The sequence below is a fragment of the Aquiflexum sp. genome (genome assembly GCF_977115555.1).
The window spans coordinates 1-6,964 of record NZ_CDSBKL010000218.1; the positions used below are offsets into that span (position 1 = coordinate 1).

Consider the following 6,964-nt stretch of genomic DNA (forward strand, 5'->3'; position numbering starts at 1 on the left):
TTGGCTAATTTGATGGGAAATTGTAAGTATAGTTTCCGCCAAAACAGATCTAGTTGGGAGTGTTCATTAAACTGTGTCATTTCCTTCAAATCGTTCATCAAAGTAAGCAATTAGGTCCTTCCGAATGGAAGGCCAAGCGAATATTGAACCGTTCCATTTTGTCTTAGCATTCATTGTTGCCAGATAAATCTGCTTTAAGATAGCATTTTCTGAACTGAATGCACCTTTGGTTTTGGTAACCTTCCTTACCATCCTGTGATAGCTTTCTATCGGATTGGTCGTATAGATCAGTCTGCGGAGCTGTGGGGGATACTTGTAAAAGTTGGTTAGTTTGTCCCAGTTGCGGTGCCAGGATTTAAAAACCACTCTGTACTTTTCGCCCCAAAGGCTCTCCGCTTCCTCCAGATAATGAAAGGCTGTTTTTTCATTATCGGAAGTGTAGATCTTTTTAAGGTCCCTGATCATAGGTTTGAGATCTTTCTCTGTGATACATTTCATTGAGTTTCTCATCTGGTGTACCAAACAGAGCTGGACATCGGTCTGGGGGAAAACGTCTTCCACTGCTTCGGCAAACCCGCTGAGATTGTCAATGCATATGACCAGAATATCCTTCACTCCCCTCAATTTGAGTTCGTGGAGTACCTGGCGCCAGAACCTGCTCGATTCGTGGTCACCGAAATAAACACCCAGAACTTCTTTCTGCCCATCCTTGGTCACACCGAGAATGGAATATACTGCTTTGGTTTTGACAACACCGTCTTCTCTTACCTTGAAATGCATGGCATCAAGCCATACCACCGGATAGAGACTCTCCAGAGGCCTGCTCTGCCAATCAACAATCTGCGGGTAAAGCCTGTCGGTTATAGCAGTAATCGTACCTTCCGAAACTTCAATCCCGTACATTTCCCCGACATGTTGCTGGATATCCCTGTAACTCATGCCCCTGCCGAAAAGGGCTATGATCTGCTGGTCTATGTCCGAACTTATCTTATGCTGCCGCTTGCCGACGATCCGGGGCTCAAAACTCGAATTGCGGTCCCGGGGAGCCAAAACTTCAAAGCCGCCCAACGAGCTTTGAATGTTTTTGGCTCCATGCCCGTTCCGCCTGTTTTTAGAGCCTTTTCTTGTGTCAGCCAAATGGTCATCAAGCTCTCCTTCAAGGGCGGATTCAATAATCAGCTTAAGCATAGGGGTAAATACCCCGTCTTTCCCTGCCAATGGTTTGCCTGACCGAAGGGCATCTGCTGCCTGTCTGGCAAATGCCTTGAAATCAAATTCTTCTCCGTTTTCTTTCATAGTCAAAATTTAATAAATTAAACCTTGACACAGTTAATTGAACAGTCTCAAAGAAAGAAAGCTTGGACCTCCAAAATTTGGTTAACTGACTTTATCCTAACTTCCAACTTCCGCCTTTTACCTTTCACTTCTTACTTCTTCCTGCCTCCATCAACCTTCTTCCTTTATCATCCTCCCATCCTAATCATCCTTACCCCACCACCTCCTGGTCTTGGCATATTGTTCATGGGATTCATTTTGTTATTCAGCTTATAGGTAAAGCTTAGCATTATTATTCTACCAAGGTTGTTCGTGACTGTTTGCTCAATAAAATTTACATCTGCTCTTTGGGAAACACCCACATTTTGGTTGAGAAGGTTTTGGCCCGAAAGTTTGATTTCACCTTTTTGGTTTTTCAAAACAAATCTGCTCAAAGAAAGATTAAAAATCGGGATCGATTCCCTGAAATCAGTCGTCTCGCTTTTGTAAAGTAAGTAGTTGAAATTACCTGTAATGGTATAGTTCTTCAGAAAATTGACATTTGCCTCAGCATTGTAATTTTGGTTGAAAAAAAGCTGATTTTGCTCCGGATTGAAATCATAACCTGTGCGCTGCCTGCTCAAATTGGCCGATAATCCGATATTGACATATTCCTCCCAATTGTAATCGTACCTGATATTACCCCCAAAATTGGAAATTTTAATCACATCCTGCATTTCATTAATCAGGTTAAGCCCCTTTTGATACATCAAGTTTGGCCCAATACTGAACCTGCTGTTCAAAGGTTTGATGGGAAAACCTAAATTGAAATTGGAATTTAACATCAGGTTATCTTTGACATTAACCGGCATGATCGTCCTGACTTGCCTCTCATCTATGGATTGTGAATTCACGATGGCATTTTCTGTATAATTGACATTGACCATTCCAAAGAAATTGACCAACCTTCCCATGTCAAAACTGTTGTAATTGAGTCTTATGTTATGGAGGAAAGCAGGCTTTAAAGCCGGATTTCCGACATAAATATTTAATGGATCAGAATTGTTGATCACCGGTTGCAGCTGTTCAATAGTTGGTTCGGTTACAGAAGTCCCATAATCAAAACCAAGGTTTTTGGAATTTGAAAAGCTGTAATTGAACCTTAAACTTGGAAGGAAATTTTCGAAAGAATTCCTTATTGTTTCATTGTAAAGGAGCAATTCACCATTCAATCTAGTAGCCTGCATCGCCACACCTGCTACCAAATTGTATTTATTTCTGTTCATACTGACATTTATTCCCGGTCTATGATAGGTATAGAGACTGTTGAATTTATTACTTAATGCCGTATTGAAAATCAAGCTTTCTTCTTCTTTATCAAAAACCTCCCTATTGACATCGTTGTGGTTTTGACGGAAATTATAAACGATTTCAAGATATTTTCTACCTCCCAAAGGCTCTGTGTATGAAAAATTTCCCCCATAATTGATTGCTGTGTTTTCCTGCAGCTGCAATTGCTCGATGATTTCTGTCTCGGGAACACCCGTAAAAAATTCATTTTTCGCATACAGATCTCCTTGGTATTGGTTGTCACTGACACCAAGATTAAGATTTGCAGACCAGCTTCTTCCTGGTTTGTTAAAGCGGTGTCTAAAGAGAAAATCGGTATTTAATTGAAAGCTGTTCCCATTCGTCAGATTTGTCCTTTCACCCCTGTTAAGCATATTTTCTTCCAAGTCTGTATTCTCGGTGAGGCTGTTCATCACCCGGTTCGTTTCTGTATAATTGGCATTTGTCGAAGACCGAAAAGAATTCAAAGTGTCAATTTTATGATCCAAAATCAGGTTTAGCTTATGGTTTGCGTTGAGGTTGTCCTGCTTGCTTTGCTCGTTGAAATTAAAATCTCCTGTCGGAAAGAAATTCAGTCTGTTAGTATTTTGGACAATGTTATGGTCAAGTCTGTTGAAAAAATAGCTTCCCGTCAGTTTTGTTTTTTTACTGAATTCCTGGTTGATATTGGTACCCAATGCGGCACTGTTCATAATTCCGTTCATCCTTTGGCCTGTATTGATGGGAATCGAACTCGGACTGTTCCCTCCTATTACGATCCTTACCTGACCACCCGAAGCAAAACTCTGGATACCTCCATTGAAATTAATATAATCGTCGATAGAAAATCCCTGTTCATTGGTATTGTTGGCCATACCCAAAAAGGAAATCTGTTGTTTTTCTGTAAATTTGTTGACATTACCTTTGAGGGCATACCTGTTATCTGTTCCCGCTCCTCCGTTTAAAGTTCCGAAATAGCCCTTCTTGTAGTCTTCTTTCAGGCTAAGGTTGATGGTTTTTTCCCTTTTGCCGTCGTCAATTCCTGTAAATGCAGCTTGATCTGATTTCCGGTCATAAATCTGAATTTTGGATATTGCCTCTGCAAGGAGGTTTTTGGAGGCCATTTTGGGATCATTTCCAAAGAATTCCTTTCCATCCACAAAAATCCGCTGAACCTTTTCACCTTGGGCTTTGATATTGCCGTCGGCATCTACTTCCACCCCCGGCAACCGCTTGAGAAGATCTTCCACATTGGCATTGGGTTGGGTTTTGAAGGCCATCGCATTGTATTCGATTGTGTCTTTTTTGATCGTCACAGGAGCAATATCTTCTACCGTAACCATATCCAACTCAGCTGTATTTTCATTCATTTTGATCAAACCTAATGAAAGCGATGGCATGGATTCAGGTCTTTTGATAATCTGTAAAACCTGACTAAAACCAACAAAGGAAATCTGCAGCAACAGTTCATTTTCTCTAAGGTTTTTGATCTCAAAATTCCCGGAGGGATTGCTCACCCCAAAAGTCACCAATGTCGAATCATTTGGATCTAAAAGGGTAATGGTTGCAGAGGGAAGTGGCTTTCCCGTTGGATCTTGTATGATACCTGATACAGACCACCTGTTACTTTGGGCGGCAAGATTTGTTATCAAAAAAAGGAAGAAAAGGAAAATAGTGGTTGTTTTCATAGTTGGAAGTATGGAAGCTGGTGTGTTGGAAATCGGTGAGCGATGACGGATGAGAGACCTTTACATCAAGAAAAAGGAAGGAATTACCGACACTATCCCGCTCTTCCCATTTTTGATTCTCGGGACTTGGCTAAAGTATCTCTCTACCCGGATTTCCTATCTAATTTTTGATAATCATCCTCATTCCGCCTTTTCCGCCTTGAATACCCATTTTTTCCATTTCAGTCTGGACCATTGCCTTATAGGCCTCATCCGTCATTTCTTCTCCTCCTTTGGGTTCTTTGAGTTCATTCTTCTTCAATCCCCGTAAATCAATTTTATCTGCTGTGATGACGATATCATCGACATTGACACTCACTTCCAAAATCAAACCCGGTAAGCCATAGAAGCCTTCAGGACCAATTGGAAGCCGGATTTCTTCTGTATACCAAGCTGTAATTTCCCTCTTGTTTTCATCCGTATAGCTAGCATTCTTACATGGATAGCCTGCTATTTCTCTGGATTCCTGACCCAGTTTCCAGGGAATCCTACTTGGCTCATTTTTGATAATGTACTTTTTACCCATAAACTCTTTCAATTGGGTCATCATGTCATTGTCTCGATTGAGATAGGTTTCATTTTGCATCACCATCCGGATTACCCTTTGGCCTCCTCCCCCACCGGAACTTGTCCATGAACCTCCACCCGAACTTTGGTCAAATGGATTTTCATCTACCGGAAGTGGTTTGTATAAGCTTTCCAATTCATTGAAAAAAAGATTGTTTTGTGTGGTATTGAATTCAGGCACCATCTTTTTCATTTCTTCCTGTTCAGGTGGAATCCTTTTATGCATATTCACTTTGGTAGTATAAGTGATCACTCCCTGAGAAACTTCAGAGCTGATAAATCCCCAAGAGGCACAGACTAAAATGGCTAAAATATATTTTTTCATAATGATTTAGGTTTTGTTGGACCAAAAGTAGAAAGGCAAAAAATAGAACTAGGTTAAGCAACCTGAATACAAGGTTAATTAAGGTTAATGTCCTGTCGCAAACCTTGAAAAAGCCGATATCTTTGTTTCATGCAAAAGAAAAACAACCTCTATCTTGCCTTGATGACTGGAAGCATTTTGGTGCTTTTGGTTTTGCAGATTCTATGGCTGAGGTCTGTATATAAGGATTACCAAACAGGTTTCAAACAAGAAGCAAACCTCCTCTTTAAAAATACAGTAACGGAAATGTTGGATTCGATGATGGTAAAAGACTTGAGACCTGCAATTTTTCAGACTTTTCCGACTGATTCTGCATCATGGACAGGTAAAATTGACGACGGTAATTCAGGTGACTCCATCAAGGTATTTCATCTTGAAGTACAAAGAATTCAAGAATCACCAACCAGAATAGAAATGATAAACCCTGATTCAATCAAACAAATCAGGATAATTACAAATGGCAGGTCCTTAAATGTCGACTCATTGAAAGCGACATTAAGGCCAATGATGCAGAAAATTGATACCCTTCAAAGCGCCAACAAATTTATTTTCCGAATCAATGACGAAAACATCGATACCGAATCTATCAACAAAAAATTCAATCAAAAGCTTCAAAAAAACGGATTTCCACCTCAATCCAAGGTCAGAAAGGCATTTAGAATGGCTGATTTTGACTCATTGGACAAAGAAATTCTGACTTTGGATGAAGTACCTATTCCGCCTGGTTTGAGAATTCAGCCATACTTTGAAAACTTAAATGGATACTTATTCAAGAAAATGATTCCTCCGGTTTTGTTTGCAATCTTGGTGATCACATTTATCAGCTTTTCTCTGATCATGATGTATCGTAATATGATCAAGCAACAGCAGTTGAATCTCCTCAAAAACGACATCATCAGCAATATCACCCACGAACTCAAAACCCCGATCGCAACAGTATCTGTGGTCTTGGAGTCTCTCCAAAACTTTGGAGCAAACGAAAACCAGGCCACCAAAGAAGAATATATCCAAATCGCAAAAAACGAGTTGAAAAGGCTGACCTCCATGGCAGACAATATTCTCAAATCGTCAGTTTTGGGATCCAATCAATCGGAAATGCTAACCCCTTTGGACTTAAGCAATTTATTGGTCGAAAACCTGAATACCTTAAAACCTGTTTTGGATTCCAAAGGATTTGAGTTCAGTTTAGAAGAAAAAGGAACAAACTTCTTTGTCAATGGCAATGCCGAACAATTATCCTTGGTAATATTCAACTTATTGGACAATGCCATCAAGTACAGCAGAGAGCATTTTTTTATCAAAGTTTCTTTGACAGAAGAGGAAAAGCACGTCTTCCTAAAGATCCAAGACCGGGGAATAGGAATCCCTGAATCCTATCAAACAGACATTTTTGAAAAATTTATCAGGGTACCGCAACAGGATGTGCATGATATCAAAGGATATGGTTTGGGTTTGGCTCAAGTGGCTGAAATAATCAAATTCCATAAGGGGAAAATAAACCTTGAAAGCCAGGTAGACAAAGGCTCCATTTTTACCATCCAATTACCAAAAGCATGACTAAAATCCTATATGTAGAAGACGAACCTGCTTTGGGAAAGATTGTTAAAGAAAGTCTCCAAAGCAGAAAATACCAAGTTTCTATGGCTGAAGATGGACTGCAGGGATTGAGGTTTTTTGAGAAAGATTCCTTTGATATCTGTGTCTTGGACATCATGTTACCCAA

The 6,964-nt window shown here is 40.1% G+C and carries 5 protein-coding genes; 2 read left to right on the forward strand and 3 right to left on the reverse strand.

All coding sequences use genetic code 11. The features are described from left to right. Positions 1 to 66 precede the first annotated feature (66 nt). The 3 genes from ACZFYI_RS13075 to ACZFYI_RS13085 form a co-directional block, all read right to left on the reverse strand. Positions 67 to 1,296 carry an IS256 family transposase gene (locus ACZFYI_RS13075; RefSeq protein ID WP_462524574.1) on the reverse strand — a complete coding sequence of 410 codons (1,230 nt, stop codon included), beginning with the start codon at positions 1,294 to 1,296 and terminating at the stop codon, positions 67 to 69. A 167-nt stretch (positions 1,297 to 1,463) separates the two neighbouring features. Continuing rightward, positions 1,464 to 4,271: an outer membrane beta-barrel protein gene (locus tag ACZFYI_RS13080; protein ID WP_462524575.1), complete on the reverse strand. Its 2,808-nt coding sequence runs from the start codon at positions 4,269 to 4,271 to the stop codon at positions 1,464 to 1,466. 160 nt (positions 4,272 to 4,431) lie between these two features. After that, complete coding sequence (locus tag ACZFYI_RS13085; RefSeq protein WP_462524576.1) at positions 4,432 to 5,202, reverse strand: GLPGLI family protein; 771 nt, start codon at positions 5,200 to 5,202, stop codon at positions 4,432 to 4,434. A gap of 129 nt (positions 5,203 to 5,331) precedes the next feature. On the opposite strand from ACZFYI_RS13085, the gene ACZFYI_RS13090 reads away from it, so the two are divergent. Together ACZFYI_RS13090 and ACZFYI_RS13095 are read left to right on the forward strand one after the other, a co-directional pair. Further along, complete coding sequence (locus ACZFYI_RS13090) at positions 5,332 to 6,798, forward strand: sensor histidine kinase (protein ID WP_462524577.1); 1,467 nt, start codon at positions 5,332 to 5,334, stop codon at positions 6,796 to 6,798. Then, positions 6,795 to 6,964: response regulator transcription factor (locus tag ACZFYI_RS13095; RefSeq protein ID WP_462524578.1), on the forward strand; the 170-nt coding region annotated here is incomplete at its 3' end. The genes ACZFYI_RS13090 and ACZFYI_RS13095, both read left to right, overlap by 4 nt.

What these genes read in the sequence shown, in the direction of transcription:
- ACZFYI_RS13075 (WP_462524574.1), bottom strand. Translation starts at nt 1,296, where the DNA reads ATGAAAGAAAACGGAGAAGAATTTGATTTCAAGGCATTTGCCAGACAG.
- ACZFYI_RS13080 (WP_462524575.1), bottom strand. Translation starts at nt 4,271, where the DNA reads ATGAAAACAACCACTATTTTCCTTTTCTTCCTTTTTTTGATAACAAAT.
- ACZFYI_RS13085 (WP_462524576.1), bottom strand. Translation starts at nt 5,202, where the DNA reads ATGAAAAAATATATTTTAGCCATTTTAGTCTGTGCCTCTTGGGGATTT.
- ACZFYI_RS13090 (WP_462524577.1), top strand. Translation starts at nt 5,332, where the DNA reads ATGCAAAAGAAAAACAACCTCTATCTTGCCTTGATGACTGGAAGCATT.